The 21,280-nt window shown below is 73.7% G+C and carries 20 protein-coding genes and 1 pseudogene; 10 read left to right on the top strand and 11 right to left on the bottom strand.

The window, feature by feature from the left end; genetic code table 11:
• The first annotated feature begins 13 nt into the window (after window positions 1–13).
• Entirely contained in the window at window positions 14–736 is a 723-nt protein-coding gene (locus ACZ6R9_RS27905; protein ID WP_465541059.1) for a TetR/AcrR family transcriptional regulator, read from the top strand.
• Between the two features lie 355 nt (window positions 737–1,091).
• On the opposite strand, the gene ACZ6R9_RS27900 is transcribed toward ACZ6R9_RS27905, so the two are convergent.
• From ACZ6R9_RS27900 to ACZ6R9_RS27890, 3 genes are read right to left on the bottom strand one after another with little or no spacing between them, the layout of a single operon-like run.
• Entirely contained in the window at window positions 1,092–1,877 is a 786-nt protein-coding gene (locus ACZ6R9_RS27900) for a heme ABC transporter ATP-binding protein (protein WP_465541057.1), read from the bottom strand.
• On the bottom strand, window positions 1,874–2,950 hold the full coding sequence (locus tag ACZ6R9_RS27895; RefSeq protein ID WP_465541055.1) for a FecCD family ABC transporter permease: 1,077 nt from the start codon (window positions 2,948–2,950) through the stop codon (window positions 1,874–1,876). Before ACZ6R9_RS27895 ends, ACZ6R9_RS27900 begins: the two co-directional genes overlap by 4 nt.
• Window positions 2,947–4,014 (bottom strand): heme/hemin ABC transporter substrate-binding protein, encoded by a 1,068-nt coding sequence (locus ACZ6R9_RS27890; RefSeq protein ID WP_465541053.1) that lies wholly within the window; start codon window positions 4,012–4,014, stop codon window positions 2,947–2,949. Before ACZ6R9_RS27890 ends, ACZ6R9_RS27895 begins: the two co-directional genes overlap by 4 nt.
• 145 nt (window positions 4,015–4,159) lie before the next feature.
• Between ACZ6R9_RS27890 and ACZ6R9_RS27885 the strand changes: the two genes are divergently transcribed.
• The 3 genes and pseudogenes from ACZ6R9_RS27885 to ACZ6R9_RS27875 all read left to right on the top strand — a co-directional run.
• Window positions 4,160–5,575 (top strand): HtaA domain-containing protein, encoded by a 1,416-nt coding sequence (locus ACZ6R9_RS27885; protein ID WP_465541051.1) that lies wholly within the window; start codon window positions 4,160–4,162, stop codon window positions 5,573–5,575.
• A gap of 192 nt (window positions 5,576–5,767) precedes the next feature.
• Complete coding sequence (locus ACZ6R9_RS27880; RefSeq protein WP_465541049.1) at window positions 5,768–7,324, top strand: HtaA domain-containing protein; 1,557 nt, start codon at window positions 5,768–5,770, stop codon at window positions 7,322–7,324.
• A 184-nt stretch (window positions 7,325–7,508) separates the two neighbouring features.
• Window positions 7,509–7,946 (top strand): annotated as a pseudogene (locus tag ACZ6R9_RS27875) (NAD(P)H-binding protein); the annotation flags it as partial.
• A 198-nt stretch (window positions 7,947–8,144) separates the two neighbouring features.
• Here ACZ6R9_RS27875 and ACZ6R9_RS27870 read toward each other — a convergent pair.
• A complete protein-coding gene (locus ACZ6R9_RS27870; protein ID WP_380479267.1) occupies window positions 8,145–8,465 on the bottom strand; it encodes a hypothetical protein in 321 nt (106 codons plus the stop codon).
• A gap of 82 nt (window positions 8,466–8,547) precedes the next feature.
• A complete protein-coding gene (locus tag ACZ6R9_RS27865; protein WP_465541047.1) occupies window positions 8,548–9,222 on the bottom strand; it encodes a biliverdin-producing heme oxygenase in 675 nt (224 codons plus the stop codon).
• A gap of 146 nt (window positions 9,223–9,368) precedes the next feature.
• Between ACZ6R9_RS27865 and ACZ6R9_RS27860 the strand changes: the two genes are divergently transcribed.
• A complete protein-coding gene (locus ACZ6R9_RS27860; protein WP_465541045.1) occupies window positions 9,369–10,133 on the top strand; it encodes an SAM-dependent methyltransferase in 765 nt (254 codons plus the stop codon).
• 7 nt (window positions 10,134–10,140) lie between these two features.
• Here the strand turns inward: ACZ6R9_RS27860 and ACZ6R9_RS27855 are convergent, their stop codons facing one another.
• Entirely contained in the window at window positions 10,141–11,088 is a 948-nt protein-coding gene (locus ACZ6R9_RS27855; RefSeq protein WP_465541043.1) for a hypothetical protein, read from the bottom strand.
• A gap of 202 nt (window positions 11,089–11,290) precedes the next feature.
• Here ACZ6R9_RS27855 and ACZ6R9_RS27850 point away from each other — a divergent pair, with 202 nt between their 5' ends.
• Window positions 11,291–12,460 (top strand): serine hydrolase domain-containing protein, encoded by a 1,170-nt coding sequence (locus ACZ6R9_RS27850; RefSeq protein ID WP_465541041.1) that lies wholly within the window; start codon window positions 11,291–11,293, stop codon window positions 12,458–12,460.
• Between the two features lie 45 nt (window positions 12,461–12,505).
• Here the strand turns inward: ACZ6R9_RS27850 and ACZ6R9_RS27845 are convergent, their stop codons facing one another.
• Entirely contained in the window at window positions 12,506–13,540 is a 1,035-nt protein-coding gene (locus tag ACZ6R9_RS27845; RefSeq protein ID WP_465541038.1) for a methyltransferase domain-containing protein, read from the bottom strand.
• 86 nt (window positions 13,541–13,626) lie between these two features.
• On the opposite strand from ACZ6R9_RS27845, the gene uppS reads away from it, so the two are divergent.
• Complete coding sequence (gene uppS / locus ACZ6R9_RS27840; protein WP_380478478.1) at window positions 13,627–14,403, top strand: polyprenyl diphosphate synthase; 777 nt, start codon at window positions 13,627–13,629, stop codon at window positions 14,401–14,403.
• A gap of 37 nt (window positions 14,404–14,440) precedes the next feature.
• Here the strand turns inward: uppS and ACZ6R9_RS27835 are convergent, their stop codons facing one another.
• Together ACZ6R9_RS27835 and ACZ6R9_RS27830 are read right to left on the bottom strand one after the other, a co-directional pair.
• Entirely contained in the window at window positions 14,441–16,078 is a 1,638-nt protein-coding gene (locus tag ACZ6R9_RS27835) for an alkaline phosphatase D family protein (protein WP_380478480.1), read from the bottom strand.
• A 137-nt stretch (window positions 16,079–16,215) separates the two neighbouring features.
• The gene (locus ACZ6R9_RS27830) at window positions 16,216–16,707 is read right to left on the bottom strand and encodes a YfbM family protein (protein WP_465541036.1); all 492 of its coding nucleotides are present in this window, start codon (window positions 16,705–16,707) and stop codon (window positions 16,216–16,218) included.
• A 726-nt stretch (window positions 16,708–17,433) separates the two neighbouring features.
• Here ACZ6R9_RS27830 and ACZ6R9_RS27825 point away from each other — a divergent pair.
• Together ACZ6R9_RS27825 and ACZ6R9_RS27820 are read left to right on the top strand one after the other, a co-directional pair.
• On the top strand, window positions 17,434–17,955 hold the full coding sequence (locus ACZ6R9_RS27825; RefSeq protein ID WP_465541034.1) for an NUDIX hydrolase: 522 nt from the start codon (window positions 17,434–17,436) through the stop codon (window positions 17,953–17,955).
• Window positions 17,956–18,047: 92 nt separating this feature from the next.
• Window positions 18,048–18,854 (top strand): GNAT family N-acetyltransferase, encoded by an 807-nt coding sequence (locus tag ACZ6R9_RS27820; protein WP_465541032.1) that lies wholly within the window; start codon window positions 18,048–18,050, stop codon window positions 18,852–18,854.
• Window positions 18,855–18,861: 7 nt separating this feature from the next.
• On the opposite strand, the gene ACZ6R9_RS27815 is transcribed toward ACZ6R9_RS27820, so the two are convergent.
• Entirely contained in the window at window positions 18,862–19,680 is an 819-nt protein-coding gene (locus ACZ6R9_RS27815; protein WP_465541030.1) for a class I SAM-dependent methyltransferase, read from the bottom strand.
• Window positions 19,681–19,837: 157 nt separating this feature from the next.
• Here ACZ6R9_RS27815 and ACZ6R9_RS27810 point away from each other — a divergent pair, with 157 nt between their 5' ends.
• A complete protein-coding gene (locus ACZ6R9_RS27810; protein ID WP_465541028.1) occupies window positions 19,838–20,443 on the top strand; it encodes a hypothetical protein in 606 nt (201 codons plus the stop codon).
• Window positions 20,444–20,527: 84 nt separating this feature from the next.
• Here the strand turns inward: ACZ6R9_RS27810 and ACZ6R9_RS27805 are convergent, their stop codons facing one another.
• Window positions 20,528–20,755: a hypothetical protein gene (locus ACZ6R9_RS27805; RefSeq protein ID WP_465541026.1), complete on the bottom strand. Its 228-nt coding sequence runs from the start codon at window positions 20,753–20,755 to the stop codon at window positions 20,528–20,530.
• Window positions 20,756–21,280 lie beyond the last annotated feature (525 nt).

Genomic DNA, 21,280 nt, shown 5'->3' with positions numbered 1-21,280 from the left:
CCAGGGAGGGCCCGTGGAGAAGCAGCCGGAGCAGGCGGAGCACGAGGCGGCGGTACGGCTGCTGTGGGGCCCACCGGCCCGGCCGACCCGGGGGCCGAAGCCGGCCCTCAGCCTGGAGTCGATCGCCCGGGCCGGGATCGAGATCGCGGACGCCGAGGGGCTGGCGGCGGTGTCCATGCAGCGGGTGGCGGGGCTGCTGGCGTACACCAAGATGTCGCTGTACCGGTACGTGCCGGGGAAGGCCGAACTGATCGCCCTGATGGTCGAGTACACCGTCGGCGAGCCCCCGCCGCCCAGCGCGTCCCCGTGGCGGGACCAACTCACCGACTGGGCGCACCGGATGGCGGCCCTGTTCGCCGCCCACCCGTGGGTGCTGGACGCGCTGTCCGGCCCCCGGCTCACCGGCCCGCGCGAACTGGCCTGGCTGGAGCGGGTGGTGGCGGCGCTCGACGGCCAGGGCCTGAGCGGCGCGGAGCGGATGGACGCGGCCGTTCTGCTGGTCGGCCATGTGCGGGCGATCGCCGCCCAGCAGCGGCAGTCCCGGGAGGGTTCGCCGGAGGCCGAGCTGCTGCGCGCGCTCGGCGGGCTGGTCGCGGCCCACGCCGAGCGCTACCCGGCCCTCGCGTCCGCCCTGGCCGAGCCGGGCGAGGGCCGCGACAACGCCTTCGATTTCGGCATCGAACGGATCCTGGACGGCTTGGCCGCCCTCATCGACCGCCGGGCCCAGCATCCCTGACGGCCCTTGTCATCCCGGCAACCGCCAACCGGAGCATCGGATCCGACGATCGCACCGGCACGGGCGGCGCGGATCAGGGGTGCGGACGGCGCGGCCCGGCGCGGTGCCGACCGCGCCGGGCGGGGGCGCGGGTGGCGCTGACGGCGCCGGCCAGCACGAGGGGGGTGAGCAGCAGAACCATGGTCAGGTGCATACCGTGCCTCCGGGTGGTCCGGTTACTGCTGGTGGCCGTTCCCGTGCCGGGCCCGGACATGTGGGCCGCCGGCGCGGGATCACCCGCCCGGACCGCCTCGCGATCCGGATCTCCCCCGGTCGGTCGTCGCCCAGCAGTGGATCTCCCCGGGCCGACGATCCGTCAATCTGCTTCGCGGGGGCGCTCGGGCAGCACGATGGGCGCGCCCCCGCGAGGGTGCGCCAGCACCTCGACGGGGTGCCGGTAGACCCTGCTGAGCAGTGCGGCGTCCAGAATCTCGCCGGTCGGGCCGACGGCGACGGTACGGCCGGCGTCCAGCAGGGCGATCCGGTCGGCGTGCGCGGCGGCCAGCGTGAGGTCGTGCAGCACCACGATCACGCCCCGGCCCGCTTCCGCGCGCTCCCGGGCGATCCGCAGGACCAGTTCCTGGTGGCGCAGGTCGAGCGCGGCGGTGGGTTCGTCGAGCAGCAGCAGCGGGGTGTCCTGGGCCAGGATCCGGGCCAGCGCGACCCTGGCCCGCTCGCCGCCGGAGAGCGCGGTGAACGGACGGGCGGCCAGGTGGGCGCAGTCGGTGGCGGCCATCGCAGCGGCCACCACCCGCTCGTCCTCGCCCGCGGCGGGGGTACCGGCCCAGGGCGCGCGGCCCATCCGGACCACCTCCCCGGCCGCGAACGGGAACGACACCTCGTGGTGCTGCGGCAACAGGGCGCGCAGGCGGGCGAGTTCGGCCGACCGGTACCCGGCGAGCGGACGACCGTCCACCCGCACCTCGCCACTGCTCGGCCTCCGGTCGCCCGCCAGCACGGACAGCAGCGTGGACTTCCCGGCACCGTTCGGTCCGAGCAGTGCGAGGATCTCGCCCCGGCGCACCGTCAGCCCGACGTCCGTCAGCAGCGGGCGGCCACCGACCGCGCAGCCGATCGCGTGCGCGTGCAGCAGTTCCGTCATGCCCAGCCTCCCTGGCGGCGTCGGGTGCGGCGCAGCAGCCAGAAGAAGAACGGGCTGCCGAGGAGTGCGGTGAGGACGCCGAGCGGGAGTTCGGCGGGTGCGGCGAGGGTGCGGGCGGCGAGGTCGCCCGCGACCAGCACGAGTGCGCCGCCGAGGGCGGAGGCGGGCAGCAGGAAGCGGTGGCCCGGTCCGGCGAGCATTCGCAGCAGGTGCGGGACGACCAGGCCGACGAACCCGATGATGCCGCTGACGGCGACGGCGGCGGCGGTGAGCAGCGCGACCACGGTGATCAGCACGATCCGCATCCGCTCGACGTCCACGCCGAGGTGGCGGGCGGGGCGCTCGCCGAGGGTGAGCAGGTCGAGGCGGCGGGCGTGGCGCGGGGCGACGGCGAGTCCGAGGGCGGCGAACGGCACCACGGCCAGGACCTTGCTCCAACTCGCCTGCGAGAGCGAGCCGAGCTGCCAGAACGTCACCTGGCTGATCGCGGCGGTGTCGGCGGTGAACAGCAGCAGGCCGATCAGCGCGCCGCAGAACGCGTTGACGGCGACGCCGGTGAGCAGCAGCGTGACCACCTCGGTGCGGCCGCCGCTGCGCGACATCGCGTAGACGACGCCGACGGTGAGCAGTCCGGCGGCGAACGCGGCGGCGGTGACGGTCCAGCTGCCGAGGGCGTCCAGGCCGAGCACGATGCAGCTGACGGCGCCGACCGCGCCGCCGGAAGACACCCCGATCACGGCGGGCTCGGCGAGCGGATTGCCGAACACGCCCTGCATCAGCGCGCCCGCGCAGCCGAGCGCGGCGCCGACCAGCAGGGCGAGCACCACCCGGGGCAGGCGGACGTTCCACAGCACCGATTCGGGGACCCGCTCCAGCGGGTGGCCGCCGAGGTGCGCGCGGTGGGCAAGCGAGGCGAGGATGTCGCCGAGCGGGATCCGGTACGCGCCGGTGCCGGCGGCGAGCAGCGCGCAGGCCAGCAGGGCGACGCCGAGGGCGGCCAGCAGCAGCGGCCTCCGGTCGCGAACCGCCTTTGCCTGAACAGCAGTTGAATGCTTTTCGAGCGTCGTGGTCATTTGGCGTCCCGGTGCAGCTGGGTGGCGATCTCGTGCAGCACCTGCGGGGTGCGCGGCCCGTAGGACAGCAGGCGTCCGTCGTCCACGGAGATGATCCGGCGGTCGAGTCCGGCGGGGGTCTGGGCGACGCCGGGGAGCGCGAGCAGGCCGTCGATGCCGCCGACCGAATCGAGCCCCTTGCTCATCACCAGGATCGCGTCGGGTGCGGCCTTGACCAGGGCTTCGCTGGTGAGCGGGGTGAAGTCGCCGGTGAGGTGGGCGGCGGTGCCGGCGTCCTCGCCGCCGGCGGCCTCGATCAGCGAGGGCGCGCCGGAGTCCGGGCCGCCCAGCAGGAACACCGAGGCGCTGCCACGCAGGTAGAGGAACGCCACCTTGGGCCGGGCCGCGCCGGTCACCGGAATCTGCGCCTGCACCTCGGAAATCTGTTGCGCCGTACGGGACTTCAGCTCCGCCCCGGCCTCGGGGACGCCGAGCGCGGCCGCGACCCGGTCGATCCGGGCGCCGATGTCGTCGAGCTTCTTCGCGTCGTCCAGCACGATCAGCGGGACGCCGGCGGCGCGGATCTGTTCGACCGCCCCGGCCGGGCCGGTGCTGCGGTCGGCGAGCACGACAGTGGGGCGCAGCGAGAGCACGCCTTCGGCGGAGACCTCGTGCGCCTGGGTGATCACCGGCAGCCGCGCGGCCTGTTCGAAGGTGGTGGACACGTCCCGGGCCACCGCGTTGGCGCCGAGTCCGAGGCTGAAGACCAGCTCGGCGAGGCTCCCGGTCAGCGGGATGATCCGCTCGGCGCTGCTGACGGTCACCTGGCGGCCGTCGGCGGACGGCACGGTGACGGGCAGTCGGGGCGTCGGCGTCCCGGGCAGCGCCTCGATCCGGTCCGGGCTCGCGGCACCGGCCGTCGCCGGCGCGGCAGCGGGTGCGCCGGTGGCGCAGGCGCTCGCGCCGAGCAGCAGGGCGAGGACGCCGAGGGCGGCTCCCGCGCGGACGCGCAGGCTGCGTGGGCGGCGCGGACAGCGTGGACTTCGGGGGCTGCGGGGGCTGCGGGGGCTGCGGGGGCTGCTCAACCTCGGGCCTTTCCAGGTGCATTGACGTCCCGGCCGGGCCGAACCAAGGGGCCGGGGGCGGAACACTTGACCCATATATTAGGTTAGCCTTACCTCACTTCAGCAACCCCCTCCCTTCCCTTCCCTCCCCGAGGAGTGATTCGCCATGCCCGTCTCCGGACGGCCCCCCGCTCCCCGCAGCCGCCTGCGCGCCGCCCTCACCATGCCGCTGGCCCTGCTGCTGACGCTCCTCTGCCTCCCCGGTCGGGCCGCCGCAGCCGAGTCCCCGGTCTCCGGCGGACGGCTGGACTGGGGGATCAAGGCGAGCTTCCTCAGCTACGTCACCGGCCCGGTGGCGAACGGCAAATGGGCCCTGACCGGCAGCGCGTCCACGGTCGGCGGCTCAGTGTTCCGCTTCCACTCCGCGACCGGCGCCTACGACCCGACGACGGGCCGGCTGTCCGCCGCCTTCCAGGGCGGCGTCCGCTTCACCGGCCACCAGGAGAACGGCGGCAACGCGCTGGACCTCAGCATCTCCCGGCTCACCGTCAGATCCGCCGAGGACGGCAGCGCCGCGCTGTACGCCGACGTCAGCTCCAAGTCCCGCCAGAGCGGCCGCACTTCGTCCACCAAGCAAGCCCGACTGGCCGACCTCTCGCTGGCCGGAGTCTCACTGAAGGGCGCGTCCGGCACCGTCACGCTCAGCCAGGTGCCCGCCACCCTCACCTCCGCCGGCGCCAACGCCTTCGGCGGCTTCTACACCGCAGGGACGGCGCTCGACCCGCTCACCTTCTCCGTCACCCTCAAGTCCGCCCCGCCCTCCACACCCCCCGCCTCCTCTTCCTCCCCCTCCGCTCCCTCGTCGAGCACCGCCCCGCCCGCCGCCACCTCCTTCAGCAACGGCGCACTCGACTGGGGCGTCCGCCGGACCTTCCGCGACTACGTCACCGGCTCGATCGCCCAAGGGAGTTGGCAGCCGACCGACGGCGCGGCGGACGGCGGGGCGTTCTTCCGCTGGACGCCCGGCCACGGCACCTGGGACGCCACCACCGGCACCCTGGACGCGGCCTTCACCGGCGCCGTCCACTTCACCGGCCTGCGCCAGGGCGACACCCTCGGCCTCGACCTGACCTTCGCCAACCCTCGGCTGACCGTGACGAACGGTCAGGGCCGCCTGCTCGCCGACGTGAACGGACGCACCCCCGACGGCTCCACCCGCACCTCGCCCGCCACCGAACTCGCCACCTTCCCCGCCACCGCGCTCAAGGCCGAGAACGGCCTGCTCACCGCCACCGACCTCCCCCTCACCCTGACCACCCCCGGCGCCCAGGCCTTCGGCTCCCTCTACCCGGCGGGCACCGAACTCGACCCACTGACCTTCGCCATCGCCCTCGACCCCACCGTCCCCCTCCCCCCGCTCCCCGACCTCGGCAGCCCGGCCCCCAGCCCCAGCACCACCGCCCCGGTCGCCGCCCGCACCGGCAACGACGGCCCGTCCGCCACCCTCACGCTCACCGCCCTCAGCGCCCTGCTTGCCGCCGCTACGGCCACCACGCTCATCGTCCGCCGACGCCGCCACTGACCACCTCCCCGATCCTGGCAGCCCGGCCCCCAGCGCCACCGCCACCCCGGTCGCCGCCCACACCGACAGCGGCGGCCCGTCCGCCAACACGCCCGCCGTCCGCAGCACCCTCCCCGCCCCCGCGCCAGCCACCACGCTCGCCGTCCTGACCACCTTCCCCCTTTCCCCCCTTCACCCTGGAGTCCTTCACCCATGTCCCGAACCACCACGTCCCACCGCAATCGCACCCGCCTGGCCGCCCTCGCCGCCGTCACCACCGGCCTCGGCCTGACCGCCTTCGGCCTGCCGGGCCTCGCGTTCGGCGCCGGCGCACCCCCCGCCGTCACGTACGACACGGGCTCGCTCGACTGGGGCGTCAAGGCGAGCTTCCGCACCTACGTCACCGGTCCGGCGGGCGGCGGCAGCGTCGAGCTGACCGGCGGTGCGACGCTCAACGCGGACGGCTCGTACCACTTCAACCTGGCCTCCGCCGGCTACGACATGACGACCCACTCGCTGAACGCGGCCTTCGACGGCGGGGTCCGCTTCCTCGCTCACGGCGGCGCGCTCGACGTGGCCCTCAGCGACCTGCGGATCACCACCAGCGGCACCACTGGCACCCTCACCGCCGACACCGCTTCCAAGGAGACCGTCGGCGCACCCACCCCGACGCTCCGCCAGGACGTCCCGCTGGCCACCTTCACCGTCGCCCGCGACACCACCAACGGCACCGCCACCCCGGCCAAGCTCACCGCAGAGGGCGCCAAGGCCTTCGCCGGCTTCTACCAGGCCGGCACCGGACTGGACCCGCTGTCCGTCGTCCTGAAGCAGTCCACCACTTCGCCGTCCCCGACCCCGAGCACCGAACCCAGCACCGAACCCAGCACCAAGCCGTCCACCCAGCCGTCCACCCAGCCCTCGACCGAACCGACCGCCGCACCGTCCACCACTCCCTCCCCCTCCCCTTCCACCTCCACCTCCAGCAGCCCCTCCCCCTCCACCCCGGCGACCAACGAACTGGCAGTCGTGGACGGCCGGTTGGAGTGGGGCGTCAAGGAGGGGTTCCGCAGCTACGTGACGGGGCCGATCGCGGGTGGCCAGGTGCAGTTCGACGGCGGCGCGAACGACTACCGCTTCGGGTCGGCCACCGGCAGCTACCGCACCGACAACCACGCGCTGACGGCCGACTTCGCGGGCTCGGTCCGCTTCCTCGGCCACCAGGCGGCCGACGGCCACTACGAGTTGGACACCCGGCTCTCCCACCTGGGCCTCCGGGTGGACGGCTCCGGCGCGTACCTGGTCGCCGACGTGGCCGCCGCCACTCGCGGGGGCGGCGCACCGGCCTCCCTCCGCGGGGTGCGCCTCGCCGAACTCGACCTCTCCAAGGCCGACTTGAAGCCCGTCAACGGCGTGGTGACACTCCGCCAGGTGCCCGCCAAGCTCACCGCCGACGGCGTCCCGGCGTTCGGCACCTACCGCGCGGGCGAGGCCCTCGACGCCCTGACCGTCACCCTCTCCTTCGACCGCAACGCCACTCTCCCGACGCCGGGCACCGCCCCGAGCACCGGCACCTCGGGAACCTCCACCACCGACACCACCGGTACCACCGGCACCACCGGCACCACGGGCGCAACCCTCACCAGCACCAACGGCGAACTCGCCTTCACCGGCGGCGGAAGCAACTCCCTGCCCCTGCTCGCCACCGCCGCCGGTTTGGTCCTGCTGGGCGGCGCCACCACCGTCCTGGTCCGCCGCCGCACCACCGGCTGAAAGCCCTCGGGGCCCGGGCGGGAGCCTCAACTCCCGCCCGGGCCCTCGGGCGTTCCGGTGCGCGCGGCGCGGCCGGTGAGCGGGTGACCGCTCGTAGGGTGGCGGGCATGCCGATTGTCATCGCGGGCGGCCACGGCAGGTCGCGCTTCTGACGTCTCGTCCACTCGCGGATCGGGGCCGCCGGGTGGTGGGGATCACCCGCCGCCCCGAGCAGGCCACGGGGGCGCGGGCCGCCGGCGCCGTGCCGGTCGTCGCCGATCTCGTCCGGGCCACCCCGGGGGAGCTCGCGCAGGTGCTTGCCGGCGCACACGCCGTGCTCTTCGCCGCCGGCGCGGGTCGCGGGGACTCCCCGGAGCAGGCGAACCCGGTCGACCACGACGCGATCCTCGCCCTCGCGGACGCGGCCCGACTCGCGGGGGTGCGCCGTTTCGTCATGCTCTCCGTCATGGGCGCGGATCCCGCCCGGCGCTATCCGGCCGATCCGCTGGTGGAGACCTTCCTTCGGGCCAGGGGCCGGACCGGTCGGAGGCTGTTGTCCCGCCCTGCCTTGGACTGCACCGTCCTCCGCCCGGCCTGGTTCCGCGACGGGCCGGGCACCGGGCTGGTCGATCTCTCCGAGCACACCGGCCCCGGCGAGAGCGACCGCGTGGACGTCGCGGCCGTTCTGGCGGACCTGCTCGCCCTGCCCGCCACCGCCCCGCGCGTCCTGGAGCTCATCTCCGGCTCCACGCCCGTCCACGAGGCGGTCGAACGAGTCGCCGCGCGCCGCACCGCCGGTGGAGCCGGGAGGCCATGGCCCTGCGCCCTCGCCCGGTTCCGCTCAGTCCTGCCCGTTCGGGGCCTGGCGTTCGGCGGCGAGGACGGCGAGTTCGCGCAGGCGGGTGAAGTACTCGCGGGCCCCGGCGTCCGCGGCGAGGGCGGGGAGGACGCGGTGGACGGCGGCGATGCCGTTCCGGAGGGCCTCGCGGCGGCGTTGGTCGAGCGGGCCGGTCAGGGCGGAGGACACGCAGCCGGCCAGGTGGCTGTCGAGCAGGACCAGGTCTTCGCCTGCGGGGGCCTGCCGGTAGCAGCTGCGTGGGAAGGGCAGGACGAGGAAGTCCTGCCACAGCTGGTCCAGCCGGTCGGGGTGCGTGTCGCTCATGGCGTCGATGATGCCCGAGCGAACAGCGGCGACGTCACCCCGTCCCGGCCTCCGGAAGAACACCTGGACAACAACCGGTCCGTCAGGCACTCGCCGGGTGCCGCTGCCCGAGCTCCGCGAATATCGCGCCGTTGAGCGTGAAGGCCCGCTTGCACTCCTCGGCGACCCGCCGGCGCTCCGTCTCGTCCATCAACTCCCCGGCGGCGTCCAGCTTGGCCCGGTAGTCGCGCTTGAACGCGGCGGGGTTGTCGATCTCCTCGAAGACGTAGAACCGGACGCCGTCGCCCTTCCGCTCGAACCCCCAGGTGCGTTCGGCCACGCCGCGGATGATCTGACCGCCCGACAGGTCGCCGAGGTAGCGGGTGTAGTGGTGGGCGAGGTAGCCGCCCGGCCAGCCGGTCGCCAGGGCGTGGATCCGCTCGGCGCAGGCGGTGGTGGCGGGCAGCGGGGCGAGGGTGTCGCGCCAGTCGGGGCCGGCCAGGTGGTCGAGGTCGCGTTCGATCGCGGCGGTGCGCAGCAGGGCGCGGTCGATGAACGGCCCGGCCGCGGGGTGTTCGGCGAGGGTGGCGAGGTGGGCCTCCAGCGCGCGGTAGACGTACCACAGTTGGCCGGTCAGGTCGGTGTAGGCCTCGATGCCGAGCCGTCCGCCGAGCAGGTCGCTCATGAAGGAGGACTGTTCGGCCGCCTGGTGCTCCTCCGCGCTGGCGGTGCGGAGCCGGGCGGAGAACGGGACGGGCAGCAGGGCGGAGCTGGGCATGAGGAAGGGCCTCCAGAGATCGAATTCCCCCGATGACATAGGTGAGCCTAACCTAACCAGGCATGTTGCCGACACCCTGTCGGGAAACCCTCCCCGAACATCAACTCCCTCGCCCGCAGCGGCTCCCGAGTGCTTGAATGCTTGGCATGGACGCTTCCTTCGATGACCTCCTCGACGAGGCCGCCACCGCCCCGGTCGACGGGTGGGACTTCTCCTGGCTCGACGGCCGGGCCACCGAGCAGCGCCCTTCCTGGGGCTTCCAGCGGCTGCTGGGCGAACGGCTCGCGGCCGCCACGGCCGCGCTCGACCTGCAGACCGGCGGCGGCGAGGTGCTGGCGGGCGCCGGAGTGAAGAACTTCCCGCCCACGCTGGCCGCCACCGAGGGCTGGCCGCCGAACGCCGCGCGGGCCACCCGGCTGCTGCACCCGATCGGCGCGACGCTGGTGACGCACGAGCAGGGCACGCCACTGCCGTTCTGCGACGGCGCGTTCGACCTGGTGACCAGCCGCCACCCGATCGCGGTGCAGTGGCCGGAGATCGCCCGCGTCCTCACCCCCGCCGGCAGCTATTTCGCACAGCACGTCGGCGGCCGCTCCAACGTGGAGCTCAGCGCGTACTTCCTCGGCCCGTTCGAGGTGGGCGACGCGCGCGAGCCCGAGGTGGAGTCGGCGCAGGCCCGGGCGGCGGGGCTGGAGATCGTGCAGTGCCGCAACGAGCGGCTGCGGCTGGAGTTCTTCGACGTCGGCGCCGTGGTCTGGTTCCTGCGCAAGGTGGTCTGGGCGGTGCCGGACTTCACCGTGGAGCGCTACCGCGAGCGCCTGCGCGAGTTGCACGAGCACATCACCCGCGAGGGCGTGTTCGTCTCCACCACCTCCCGCACCCTGATCGAGGCCCGCAAGCCCGCAGCCTGACCCTCCGTCAGGCGAGCCACCGCACGGGGTGCCCGGCCGGGCCGGTGGTGAGCCAGCTGCCGTCACCGAGCGGGTGCAGGTCGTAGGCGTGCTCGCCGTGGGTGGTCAGCTCACCGAGGACCCGGCCGTCGTGGGCATCGACGCGGTAGGTCCGGAACCACTCCTGCTCGTCCTCCGTCTCGCCGACCAGGACCAGCAGCAGGGTGTCCGCGTCCAGGTAGCCGCCGCTCCACTCGACGACGGCCTCCAGCTCCTCGGCGTCGTACCCGAAGTCGCCCACGGCGAGGGTGAGGTGCACCTCGCCGCCGGGAAGCGCCAGCACGGTGGCGTCCTCCTGGCTGTGATCGACCGTCAGCAGCCGGCGGCCGTCCGGCGACATGCCGATCGGGCACCGGTCGTCCCACGGCAGGTGCTCGACCTTCAGGCCGTCCGCGCTCAGTGTGCCCCGGTACACGGTGGTACCGTCCTGGCCCTCACCGACATCGAGCAGCATCGCCCCGCCCGTCCGGTCCGCCCACTGCTCGCCCCCGTGACCGGCCGTCTCCAACCCGGCCTGCCCGAGCACCTCGCCCGTCCCGGCGTCCAGCACCGTCCAGCGGTCGGCCTCGCCCCGCCCGGCCATCGCGTCCGGCTGGTACACCCAGACGCTCCGCCCGTCCGGCGCCAGAGCGCAGTTGGGCGTGTGATTCCACGTCCCGTCCTTCTGCGGCCCGAACCCGAAGCGCCACATCTGCTCCCCGTCCGCGCTCACGCACACCACCCCGTCCGGCGTGGCGTAGTACGCCCGGCCGAGATCGGCCGCCACCTCGCGGCTCACCACCTCGTCCCCGGCCACCGGCCGGAACACGGCGGCGGGCACCAGCTCGCCCACCGTGTCCCCGTCGGGCCGGTAGGCGCAGATCCGGTCGTCCACCAGGCGCGTGACGACGGGGCGGTACTGCGAAGAGTCGCTCATGCCCGGGAGGTTAGCGGGCGCCCCTGACAAGCTCATCCTCCCCGTCGATCGACGGGGTCTCGATGCGTCACCTTCCGTCCGGAGAATGATCTTCCGGTGCGGTCTCTCCTCCCGGCGAGCGATGCCGTGCGAACGGTGCAGCCGTGAGGCTGTCGGGCGACGAACCCCCTTCCGATCTGAGCGTTTGTCGAAGGAGACTCGTGTGAAGAATTACCGATCCGCACTGCGGCTGGCCGCGTCCTTGCTGGCGGGTGCGTCGGCGCTGGCCCTCGCGCCCACGGCCGGGGCGGCCACCCCGAGCACCCCGGTGCCGCAGCGGGCCGCGCTCCAGCAGGGGCTGGACGCGCTGACCGTGCGGGCGGGCGCGAGTGGCGCGGTCGCCGAGGTGCGCGACCACGGGCGGGCGGTGTGGCGCGGCACCTCGGGCGTCGCGGACCTGACCACGCAGCAACCCGCGCCGGTGAACGGGGAGTTCCGGGCGGGCAGCATCACCAAGACCTTTGTCGCCACCGTCGTGCTCCAGCTCTCGGCGGAACGCCGGGTGGGCCTGGACGACCCGATCGAGCGCCACCTGCCGGGCATGATCCCGAACGGCGCGAACATCACGGTCCGTCAGGTGCTCAACCACACCGCCGGCCTGTTCGACTTCCTGGAGGACCCGCGCTTCGCGTACGAGTCGGACGAGGCGCTGCGCCAACTGCTCGCCGTGGACCGGTGGAAGACCCTCGCGGCCCGCGACCTGATCGCGATCGGCGTCTCGCACGAGCCGTACTTCGCGCCGGGCCAGGGCTGGCACTACTCGAACACCGACTACCTGGTGCTGGGCGAGCTGGTGCGGCAGGTGACCGGCAACGACTGGCGCACGGAGGTCGACCGCCGCGTGCTCCAGCCGCTGGGCCTGCGGCACACCTTCCTGCCGGGCACCTCCACCACCGTCCCGGGGCCGCACAGCCACGGCTACCTGGCGCTGTCCGACGGGCCGGCCGACATCACCGAGCTGAACCCGTCGATGGCGGGCGCGGCCGGTGAGATCATCTCCACCACGGACGACCTGGCGCGCTTCAACGCGGCGCTGCTCGGCGGCCGGCTGCTGGCTCCGGCGCAGCTCGCCGAGATGACCACCACGGTCGCGGCGGACGAGCAGCCGCCGACCCGTTACGGCCTGGGCCTGATGCAGCTGCGGACCTCCTGCGGCGAGGTCTGGGGCCACCCGGGCGGCATCCACGGCTACGTCACCTACCTGTTCGGCGACCGCGCCGGCACCCGCCAGATCGCCATCTCGGCCAACCCGTACGACCCGCAGAAGGGCGCCGAGCTGACCCCGGCCGTCCTCGGCCTGATCGACCTCACCTTCTGCGGCCCGAAGTCCTGACCCGCCCCACCGCCCCGCTCCCCGTCCGAGCGGGGCGGTCTGCGTTCAGGGTTTCTCGGCGGTCACCACGTACAGCGTGACCGAGGCCAGGAACGGCCCGCGCGCAAGGTGGTCGAGGAAGTCCCCGGCCTGGCGGCGGCTCAGGTAACCTGCGGCGACCGCGCGTTCGGTGTTGCGGTGCAGTCCGAGCACCTGGTCGGCGGCGCGGACCTCGCGGTACACCGAGGTGACGGGGACGACCGACCGCACGTCGAAGCCGAACTGCTGGGCCAGCCTCGGTAGTTGGCGGCCGATCACGGGGTTGCGGACGATCCGGTCGGCGAGGTGCCTGGTCCAGGCGCGGGCGATGTCCAGGTCGGGGTGGTCGACGGCCAGGGTGTCCCAGTCGGGTTCGGCGGCGACCAGCCTCCCGCCGGGGCGCAACACCCGGTGGGCCTCGGCGAGGGCCCGGGGCACCTCGGCGAGGTGTTGCAGCAGCCGCTCGGCGCGCACCCGGTCCGCGCAGTCGGCGGCCAGCGGGAGCTTGTGCACGTCGGCATGCAGGACCCGGGTTCCCGGGAGGTCCCGGGCCCGCTCGGCGGCCTCCCGGACCATCGCCGGATCGTGGTCGATGCCGAGGACCCGCCCGCGGGCGGTGACGGCGCGGGCCAGCGCGTCCAGGTCGGTGCCGGGGCCGCAGCCCCAGTCGAGCACGAGCTGCCCGGGGCGGGCGTCGAGCGCGTCCAGCAGGATCTGCTTGTAGGCGCGGACCTGGTCGGTGGCGGCGAGTCGTTCCTGGTAGGCGATCCGGTCGGGGACGACGGTCTCGAAGAGCCGGCCGGTGACGTCGGCGAGCGCGCCCAACTCCCGTCCCAGCGCGGCCCGTCCGTCCTCGGTGAGCCGGATCGGGCGGCGCCGGCCGTCGCCGTCCAGGTAGGCGATCAGGCCTTTGCCGCGCAGCCGGGCGAGGGCGCCGGAGAGGCTGCCGCGGCCGAGCCGGGCGCCGGTCATCCGCTCGATGGCGGTGTTGACGGCGTAGCCGTGCAGGGGGCCGTCGGCGAGCGCGGTCAGTACGAGCATCTGGGCGTCGTTGGTGCGCACCTGGTTCCGTTCCGAATTCCCGATAGCACGCGACGCGTGCTATTCATGTCCCAGTATGCACCGGCCGATCCCTGAAGGACCGTCACATGCGCCTCACCGCCCCGCTGTACGCGCTGTACACCCGCCGCCTGCGCCGCCGTCTGACCGGCGCCGAGCTCCCCCGGCACATCGGCCTGATCATGGACGGCAACCGCCGCTGGGCCCGCGAACGCGGCCTCGCGGACACCCGCCTGGGGCACCGGTTCGGCGCGCAGCACGTGGGCTCGGTGCTGAACTGGTGCGAGACACTGGGCATTCGGCACGTGACGGTGTTCGTGTGCTCGGCGGAGAACCTCCAGCGGCGCGGCAACGACGAGATCACCTTCCTGATGCGGGTGATCGAGGACGTCCTGACCGCCCACCTGGCCGTCCCCCGCCCCCGCTGGCAGGTCCACCTGGCCGGCGACCTGGACACCCTGCCGGACTCCACCGCCCGCGCCCTGAAACACGCGGTGGAGGCGACGGCCGACTGCCCCACCGGCGCCCAACTGACCCTTGCCGTCGGCTACGGCGGCCGCCAGGAACTGGTCGACGCCGTCCGCGACCTCCTGCACGAACAGGCCGACGCCGGCCGCCCGACCCGCCAGGTCGCCGACACCCTGACCGCCGAGGACATCGCCCGCCACCTCTACACCGCGGGCCGCCCCGACCCGGACCTGGTGATCCGCACCAGCGGCGAACAGCGCATGTCCAACTTCCTGCTCTGGCAGAGCGCCTACGCCGAGCTCTACTTCTGCGAGGCCTACTGGCCCGCCTTCCGCGAACTCGACTTCCTCCGCGCCCTGCGCGCCTACGCGGCCCGCCGACGCCGTTACGGCGCCTGACGGGCCGCCGCAGGTGCCGGGCGGGCCGTCGCAGGTGTCAGGCGGGGCGGATGCCCGGGTTGCCGGCCTCGGTGACGAAGGAGGCGGCGGTGAGGAGGGTGCCGTCGGGGCGGGTGATGTGGGTGACGGCCCGGTAGTCGGCGCGGGCGTGGTGGCGGTCGAGGGTGACGAGGGTGTAGCCGCGCCGGCCGTCGTAGAACTTCATGTGCGGGTTGGCGGCGGTCAGGGTGGCCCAGTTGGACGGGTGGGCCTCGCCGTCGCCGTCGCTGCTGATCGAGGTGCCGACGAACTCGACGCCCACGGTGCGGGAGTTCGGGTCGTCGAAGTCGCGCTTGACGTCGAGCGCGTAGGCGACGTGCACGTCACCGGTGAGCAGCACCAGGTTCTTGACGCCGGCCTGTTCGACGGCGGTCAGGAAGCGCTCGCGGGCGGCGGGATAGCCGTCCCAGGCGTCCATGGAGAGCTTGGAGCTGGCGGCGGTGGTGTTCTTGCGGCGGGAGAACACCACCTGCTGCGGGACGACGTTCCACAGCGCCTTGGAGCGGCGCAGCCCGTCGGCGAACCAGCGTTCCTGGGTGGCGCCCATCAGGGTGCGGTTCGGGTTCTGGGAGTCGGGGGTGGGGTACTGCCAGCCGTCGCCGTTGGCCTGGTCGTCCCGGTACTGGCGGGTGTCGAGGATGTCGAACTGCGCCAACTGCCCGTACTGGAAGCGGCGGTAGAGCGTGAGGTCGGTGCCGTTGGGCTTGGGCATCCGCAGCGGCTGGTTCTCCCAGTAGGCGCGGTAGGCGGCGGCGCGGCGGGCGACGAACGGCGCCGGGTCCTGGTTCTTCTCGGGGATGCCGGCGGCGTAGTTGTTCTCCACCTCGTGGTCGTCCCAGGTGACGTACCAGGGGTGGGCGGCGTGCGCGGCCTGCAGGTCGGGGTCGGTCTTGTAGAGCGAGTACCGCAGCCGGTAGTCCTCCAGCGTGGTGGTCTCGTGGCCGAGAGCGGCGGGCAGCACGCGGTCGGTGTACTTGCGGTCGCCGCCGACGGAGTCGATGCCGTACTCGTAGATGTAGTCGCCGACGTGGAACACCGCGTCCAGGTCCTCCTGGGCGAGGTAACGGTAGGCGGTGAAGTAGCCGTCCTCGTACGCCTGGCAGGAGACCAGCCCGAGCTTCGTGCTGTCGAGCTTGCGGCCGTGCGAGGGCGCGGTGCGGGTGCGGGCGACGGGGCTGGTCCACTGGCCGACAGTGAACCGGTACCAGTACGTGCGGGCCGCCTCCAGGCCGTCCGCGTCCACGTGCACCGACCAGTTGAACTCGGCGTGCGCCCGCGCGGTGCCGCGCCGCTCGACGCGGCGGAACCGCTCGTCCCGGGCGATCTCCCAGCCGACCTTGACGCTCCCCGCGGGCGGCATCCCGGCCCCGGGCTCCAGCGGACGCGGCGCGAGCCTGGTCCACAGCACCACCGCGTCCGGCAGCGGGTCACCGGAGGCGACGCCGAGGGTGAACGGGTTCTCGGTGAGGCTGCGCGGCGCGAGTTCCTTCTCGTCGGCGTGCGCGCTGGGCAGGTTGACGCCGAAGGCGAGCGCGGCGGCGGCCGAGGTGACGGTCAGGAACCGGCGCCGGTCGAGCCGCCCGGCGGCGGCGAGCAACTGCTGGTCGGGCGTGGGACGGGCGGAACTGCTGCTCATCGGACGGGGCACCTTTCGCTGGACGGGTCGGCGTGCGAAGGAGATTCGATCCGTCCTGGTGGTCTGCCCGTGGTCCTCGCCTTGGCAAACGAATGATCATTTGATGGCAAAGTCGTGAAGGCCGACGACATTCTCCGTCACTGATCGACGGTGAACACCACCGCCCGCCCCTCCTCGGCCGCCCGCCGGTAGAACTCCCGCAGGTCCGGCAGGAAGCACACCGTGTACGCCAGGTCCTCCTCGCCGCGCGCACCCTCGTAGTCCTCGAACTCCAGCTCCGCGTACCGCCTCCGCAACCACGCCTCGTCTACCGGCTCCAACGCGGCCGCCACCGCCCGCACCTGCCCAGGATCCACATAGCAGACCACGTAGTCCTCCCCGTCCAACAGCGGCCGCCCGCCCAGCACCGCACGGGACAGCGGGAACTCCCCGTTCCCGTACTCCAGGCGACCGTCCGTCAGGCACCGGTGCAGCGCGTCCCACGCCTTGTCCAACTCGCACACCCGCGCCCCGTCCCAGGCCTCCTCCACCTCCTCGACCAGCGCCATCACCTCCTCATCCCCCTCACACGCCAACAGCCGCGCCCGCTCCCCCTCCGCCAGCGCGAACAGCACTCCCAGACACCCCATCGCGGCGCCCCCTTTCCGTCCCCGGAATTGAAGCGAACAGCACCGACAAATCCCGCGCCGGACCGACCCAACCCCGCCCAAGGCTCCGCGGCGCGCACGACCTCCTGTCGGCACTGCGTGATCACCCGAAACCGACGCCCGGCCGGCTCGACGCCCTGGCGGCCGCCGAACTCCGGTACGGCCTCGCCGAGTTGACTGCCGGGGCTACGGGAAGGAGCGATCTTCCCGCAGGCGTGGTGGAACACAGCGCTCTGGGATTGCGCTCCGGATCGTCAGTGAAGGTGGCCCAGGACCGCGACTCGTGAACAGAACCACTGGGTGTGACGGTGGGCTCCTCGCCACCCTCCCGCGGCGCTGAGCCGCTGAAGACCCCCGGATCGCAAACCCGCTCCGGCGCCCGGAGCTGAGGCCCGTGCCCTCGCTGTTCACGTGGCCGGGGTGCACAAACGTCCGGTCGATCTTCCGGACGGTCCCCCGGGACTTCCGCCGATCGCTCCCGACCCGCACCGTGCCGTCCGGCTCGATGCCCTCGCCCGTCACTCGGTGGGCCACGGTCCCGCCACGACGCTGGTGCAGGCGAGGACAGCGAGAATTCCGGTGGCAGCCACGCGGGCTGAACTGCGTCGGGACGGCTTCGGCCCGAACCCGGAGTTGCGCGACCGCGCCCCATCGCTTTCGACGGCTGCCACCGGCAGAACTGTCCGACCCGCGTCGTAGGGTGCCGCGATGGCCGCCCAGCAGACACCCCGAGGTCGATCCCTGGCCGCAGCAGCCGCTGACGCCGCGTCGGCCGCCGCCGAGTACGACAACGCCCGCCACTGGTTCGCCACCGCACTGCGCACCGGCCGGGTCGAACCGCTGGGCGCCGAGGTCTGGGTCTTCGACCCGACCCTGACCCAGGTCCTGCTGGTGCAGCACCGCCTCCGGGGCTGGGTGCCGCCGGGCGGCGAGGTGGAGGCCGAGGAGACCCCGCGCGAGGCCGCCGCCCGCGAGCTGCGCGAGGAGACCGGCCTTGTCGCGCAGTTGCTGCCGCAGCCGGCCGCCGCCACCGTCCGCTCGTACCTTCCGGATTTGCCGCCGACGCTAGGCCTGTCGTACGTCGCACTGGCCGACGCCGCGACCCTGCTCGCTCCCGAGGACGGGCAGCCGGCGGCGTGGCTGCCGCTCGACCGCCCGTGGACGAGTTGCTTCCCCGAGGACCGCCCCCGGATGCGCGACCACATCGAGCGCCTCGCCCACGGCCGCTGACCTGCACCCCGCGCACCAGCCGCGTCACCAGCACGTCGTGATCACGTAACAGCGCCAGGGTCACCGCCACCCACCCGCCTACGCTGCCCCGCATGAGCCTGACAGTTTCTGCCGTTGCCGCCGCGGGTGCGGCCTGGGTGTGGATGCCGGACGACGCCGAGGTCGTCGCGGAGCCGGAGTTCACGATCCTCCGCCTGCCCGACTACATCGCCTTCGACCTCTCGGTGGTCTCCTTCACGCCAACTCGCCCGCTGAACCAGGCCGTTGACGCGGTGGTGGCGCGGGCCCGCGCTTTCGGGCCGCCGGTGCTGGACTGGCAGGTGCTGCTCGGCGCCCCGGAGGGCCTGGAGGCCGAACTGTCCGCGCGCGGTGGGCGGGTGAAGCTCGAACTGGAGATCCTGGCCGCCGACCTGAGCAACGGCGCGCCCGTGCTCCGGCCGCCGACGGTGGACGTCGAGCTGCGCTGGGCCACGGACGTGGCGACGGCCCGGGACGGGCTCGCCATCGAGGCGGCCGCTTTCCGCGGCGAACTCCCGCCCGCCGAACGGATCGAGGCGGTCACGGCAAAGAACACGGAGACCGTCCCGTCCGGCCTCGGCGGCCTGCTCGTCGCCTACGTGGACGGCGAGCCCGTCGGCACCGGCGGCGTCGCGATCGTGGACGGCGTGGCCCGGCTCACGGGCGGAGTGACGGCCCCGTCCTGGCGGGGACGCGGGGTGTACCGGGCGGTGCTGGAAGCCCGGCTGAACTACGGTGCGGCGCACGGCGCGACGATGGCGCTGGTCAAGGCGAACCCGACCACCTCCGGCCCGATCCTGCGCAAGTCCGGCTTCACTGGTTTCGGCCCGGAACCGGTCTACGCGATCCCCCTCCACGACGGCCGGCCGGACCGGCACTGACAATGCCTCACAGCCGGCGGGCCCGCAGCACCCCGGTCAGCATCGGCAGGACGAACTCGCCGCCGGCCGTCTCCGGCCGGCCCGCCAGGAAGTCGCGGGCCCGGGCCAGCAGCGACTCCCGTTCGTGCTCCGGCATCACCAGCACCCCGGCCTTGGTGCCGAGCGTCGCCACCAGCGACTCGGCCGTCCGGCGCTGCCCGTGCGGGAACTCGGCCTGCTCGGCGGCCCCGAACCGGGCGGGCCCGCCGGCCGGAGGCAGGTGCATCCGGGCCGTCCCGGTGCGCCAGCTCGCGGGGATGTCGCGCGGCCCGATCGCCGCACTCCCCCCGACCTCGGCAAGCCCGGCGACCCACGCGACACTGTCGTCGAACAGGTTCCACAGCCCGGCCAGCACCCCACCGGGGGCCAGCACCCGGGCGATCTCGGGGCCGGCGGCGTCCATCTCGAACCAGTGCATCGCGTTGCCGGACAGCACCGCGTCAACCGACCCGTCCGGCAACGGAATCGACTCCGCACAGCCCGTCAGCGCCCGCACCTGCGGCAGCTCCCGGCGCAGCTCGGCCAGCATCGCGGGGTCGGGTTCGACGGCGACCACCTCGACGCCCGCCGCAAGCAGGCACCCGGTGAGCTTGCCCGTCCCGGCCCCGAGGTCCAACACCCGCCGCCCGGGCGCGGGCTGGAGCGCCCACCGGACGGCGGCGGGCGCGTAGTCCGGACGGTGTGCGGCATACGCGCCGGCGGCGGCGCCGAACGACGAACGGTGTCGCAGGTGGTCGTCGCCCGTCATGCCCGCGGCTCCTGCCGCCGCGCCGTCCCATGCATCCATCCGACGATCGTGACAGCCCCGCTCCGGCCGCTCCACCGAATTTCGGGCCCCGAACCTGAGTACGAGTACGCTGTCGAACGGTCCATCGCGCGCGGAGGACTCCCTGCCGAGGGGACGGGCCGCCCGGGGCCCACCGCCGTCCTTTGGAGTGCTCGCCGTGAAACGTCCTGTCCTGGTCCTCGCCGCCGTCGCCTGCGCCACCACCGGGGCACTGACCGGCTGCGGCAGCAAGCACGTGACCGACTCCGGCCCGGCAGCGGCGCCCAAGCCTCGGACGTCGACGAGCATCAGCAAGGCCCAGCAGGAGGCGCAGGAACGCTGGCAGCGCCAACTCACCGAAGCGGACCGGAAGTTCCCCGACGTGGCGAAACTCTGTGCGGGCAGGTCCACCGCGCAGCCCTCCCCGCCGTCCGCCCCGTCCGGGTCGGACCCGGAGAACTCCAAGTACGCCGAGAACCACGCCTACTTGCAGACCGCGACCCTGACGGACAATCAGCGCTGCCAGGGCGAGGCCCACGCGGCCCGCATCACCGCGGCCGCCACCAGGACCACCCCCACCGACGAGACCCAGGCCCGCACCCTGCTGGCCGGCCTCGACTACCCCGAAGCCACCCTCACCCCCTACGGCGACGGCATCCACTTCACCCTCCCCGTCCCCGGCTCCGGCGGCTGTCTCACCGGCAACCTCTCCGCCCCCGCCCGCATCGAAGTCCACGGCGCCTACCTCGAAGGCGGCTGCGAACGCCCCCGCGGCGGCCACTGAACCCCCACCGCATGCCCTCGCCACCCCGTCGAGCGGTGTGCGCGGCGTGCGCAGCGGCGGCACGGCCGACCGACGAGATCGCCATCAGCGGCCGGAGTACCGCCCAGTGATTCCAGCCGCGCGGGCCAGGACGTCAGCGGTCCGCGAGCCCGCCCGGACGGCGCGGTCGGCGGTGCTGCGCAGGCAGCGGTCGCGCTCGGGGACGAACTCGGTCATGACGACGCCGGCGTGGTCGGTCGCGACCTCGTCGAGCGACACCGGCCGGCCTCGGTCCGCGAGAGCCGTGCGCAGCTCGCGTGAGCGCCCAGCCACACCGGTATCGGCGGCGCCGGGTCGTCGCCCACCCCAAGGTCGTCGATCGGGACGGTGCTGGTGCTCGGTGCCGCCGATCCGTATGCGCCGGCGATGCCCACGACGGCCTGCGGCCGCCAACTGCCGAATGCGGCGGGATTCAGCGCCACACCAACGCCCCTTTGCCACCCGGCGACCAACCGCCGAGCACGATCCGCTCGGGTCCCCGCCGGAGTCGGCCGCGCTCTGCCGTGCGAAGGCGGCCGACTCCCTCAGGTGCGTTCGCCCGCCGTCCGGCGCGTCGGGGTACCAGTCCGGCACCAGGACGACGACGCGACGCTCCGCCGCAACGCGCGCGACGGGCGCGAGGACGTCCCGCTCGTTGGGGCCCCGGCCGTACCGGAGCAGCACTGCGGGCAACAACTCCGACGCATCCGCAGGCCGGTGGACGTCCATGAGCTTCCACTGACCCCGTACCGGAGCCCCGTCCTGACGACGACCTCTGCGGCCACCGCGACACCCCCACTCGTCGGACCACGAACGATG

The organism is Kitasatospora sp. NPDC048662, from assembly GCF_055587065.1.
The sequence above is the reverse complement of the archived record's forward strand: the minus strand, read 5'-3'. Positions and strand labels throughout refer to the sequence as shown.

What these genes read in the sequence shown, in the direction of transcription:
- ACZ6R9_RS27900 (WP_465541057.1), bottom strand. Translation starts at nt 1,877, where the DNA reads ATGACGGAACTGCTGCACGCGCACGCGATCGGCTGCGCGGTCGGTGGC.
- ACZ6R9_RS27895 (WP_465541055.1), bottom strand. Translation starts at nt 2,950, where the DNA reads ATGACCACGACGCTCGAAAAGCATTCAACTGCTGTTCAGGCAAAGGCG.
- ACZ6R9_RS27885 (WP_465541051.1), top strand. Translation starts at nt 4,160, where the DNA reads ATGCCCGTCTCCGGACGGCCCCCCGCTCCCCGCAGCCGCCTGCGCGCC.
- ACZ6R9_RS27880 (WP_465541049.1), top strand. Translation starts at nt 5,768, where the DNA reads ATGTCCCGAACCACCACGTCCCACCGCAATCGCACCCGCCTGGCCGCC.
- ACZ6R9_RS27870 (WP_380479267.1), bottom strand. Translation starts at nt 8,465, where the DNA reads ATGAGCGACACGCACCCCGACCGGCTGGACCAGCTGTGGCAGGACTTC.
- ACZ6R9_RS27865 (WP_465541047.1), bottom strand. Translation starts at nt 9,222, where the DNA reads ATGCCCAGCTCCGCCCTGCTGCCCGTCCCGTTCTCCGCCCGGCTCCGC.
- ACZ6R9_RS27860 (WP_465541045.1), top strand. Translation starts at nt 9,369, where the DNA reads ATGGACGCTTCCTTCGATGACCTCCTCGACGAGGCCGCCACCGCCCCG.
- ACZ6R9_RS27855 (WP_465541043.1), bottom strand. Translation starts at nt 11,088, where the DNA reads ATGAGCGACTCTTCGCAGTACCGCCCCGTCGTCACGCGCCTGGTGGAC.
- uppS (WP_380478478.1), top strand. Translation starts at nt 13,627, where the DNA reads ATGCGCCTCACCGCCCCGCTGTACGCGCTGTACACCCGCCGCCTGCGC.
- ACZ6R9_RS27835 (WP_380478480.1), bottom strand. Translation starts at nt 16,078, where the DNA reads ATGAGCAGCAGTTCCGCCCGTCCCACGCCCGACCAGCAGTTGCTCGCC.
- ACZ6R9_RS27830 (WP_465541036.1), bottom strand. Translation starts at nt 16,707, where the DNA reads ATGGGGTGTCTGGGAGTGCTGTTCGCGCTGGCGGAGGGGGAGCGGGCG.
- ACZ6R9_RS27825 (WP_465541034.1), top strand. Translation starts at nt 17,434, where the DNA reads ATGGCCGCCCAGCAGACACCCCGAGGTCGATCCCTGGCCGCAGCAGCC.
- ACZ6R9_RS27820 (WP_465541032.1), top strand. Translation starts at nt 18,048, where the DNA reads ATGAGCCTGACAGTTTCTGCCGTTGCCGCCGCGGGTGCGGCCTGGGTG.
- ACZ6R9_RS27815 (WP_465541030.1), bottom strand. Translation starts at nt 19,680, where the DNA reads ATGGATGCATGGGACGGCGCGGCGGCAGGAGCCGCGGGCATGACGGGC.